The organism is Bacillus sp. JJ722, assembly GCF_036963345.1.
Classification (GTDB): domain Bacteria; phylum Bacillota; class Bacilli; order Bacillales; family DSM-1321; genus Bacillus_AD.
The window spans coordinates 1-1419 of the sequence record NZ_JBALMO010000078.1 but is presented as its reverse complement, the minus strand read 5'-3'; the positions used below and the strand labels follow the sequence as shown (position 1 = coordinate 1419).

Sequence of the window (1419 nt, the reverse complement as noted above, 5' to 3'; positions counted from 1 at the left end):
ATCACTTTTCGGACAGCCTATTCAACTATTTCAACAAACCTTCTGCTTTTTCAATAGCAGCTTGTACTTGTTTAAAGCCTGTTCCACCAGCACTGTTACGACGCTTCACTGCTTCGTATGGCTGCAAGACAACATAAATATCTTCTTCGAATAAAGAATTTGCTTCCTTGAATTGCTCCATCGTTAAGTCCGCTAAATAGCACCCTTGATTAATACAAGTAAGCACTAGTTGACCTACTACTTCATGAGCCTCTCGGAAAGGTAATCCTTTGTTCGCTAGATAATCTGCTAATTCGGTTGCGTTAGAAAAATCAGATTTTACCGCTTTTTCCATCACATCCGTACGCACTTTCATAGTAGAAATCATACCGGAAAAGATTTTAAGAGAACCTGTTATTGTTTTAACTGTATCAAACATACCTTCTTTATCTTCTTGCATATCTTTGTTATACGCTAATGGAAGACCTTTCAATACCGTTAGTAAGCCGAATAGATTGCCATAAACTCGTCCCGTTTTTCCTCGAATTAATTCCGCCATATCTGGGTTTTTTTTCTGCGGCATAATACTACTGCCTGTTGAGAATGCGTCATCTAGCTCAATAAATTGGAATTCTTGGCTACACCACAGAATGATTTCCTCTGCTAAGCGTGATAAATGCATCATCATCATCGAACTATTTGATAAAAATTCTACAATAAAGTCACGATCACTAACGGCATCTAGACTATTCTCGTAAATGCTTGAAAAACCTAAGTATTCCGCTGAAAGCTCACGATTAATCGGGAAAGTTGTGCCCGCTAAAGCTCCTGCACCAAGTGGTGACTTATTAATTCGCTTAAAGCTTTCTGTAAAACGTTCCTTATCTCTTTCTAACATCCAAAAATACGCTAATACATGATGTGCAAACGAAATAGGCTGAGCTCTTTGTAAATGCGTATATCCAGGAAGAATCGTCTCAACATGATCCTTTGCTTGATTTAATAAAGCTGTTTGGAGTTCATTAATGAGACCGATGACTTCTTTCGTTCTATTACGTAAGTATAAATGCATATCAGTCGCTACTTGGTCATTTCGGCTTCGAGCTGTATGCAGCTTTCCGCCGACCGGACCAATTTCATCAATCAGCATACTTTCTAAATTCAAATGAATATCTTCCATTTTAACAGAAAATTGTAACTCGCCCTTTTCGGCTCTTTCTTTTAAAGTAAGCAAGCCGTTTGAAATAGCTGTAACATCCTCCTGTGAAAGAATACCGCATTCACCTTGCATTTTAACGTGCGCTAAACTCCCCTCGATGTCTTCTAACACAAGTTCTTGGTCAAAAGAGATGGAGGCACCAAATTCATCTACCCATTCTTCAGCTGATTTAGTGAATCTTCCTCCCCAAAGCTTTTTCACGCGTTCACCTTCTTTTTATT

1 protein-coding gene is annotated in these 1419 nt (G+C 38.6%); it reads right to left on the bottom strand.

What is annotated here, in order from left to right; translation table 11 throughout:
- Nucleotides 1-25 precede the first annotated feature (25 nt).
- Nucleotides 26-1399, bottom strand: a complete 1374-nt coding sequence (gene argH, locus V7014_RS11035) for an argininosuccinate lyase (protein ID WP_335507056.1) — start codon at nt 1397-1399, stop codon at nt 26-28.
- Nucleotides 1400-1419 lie beyond the last annotated feature (20 nt).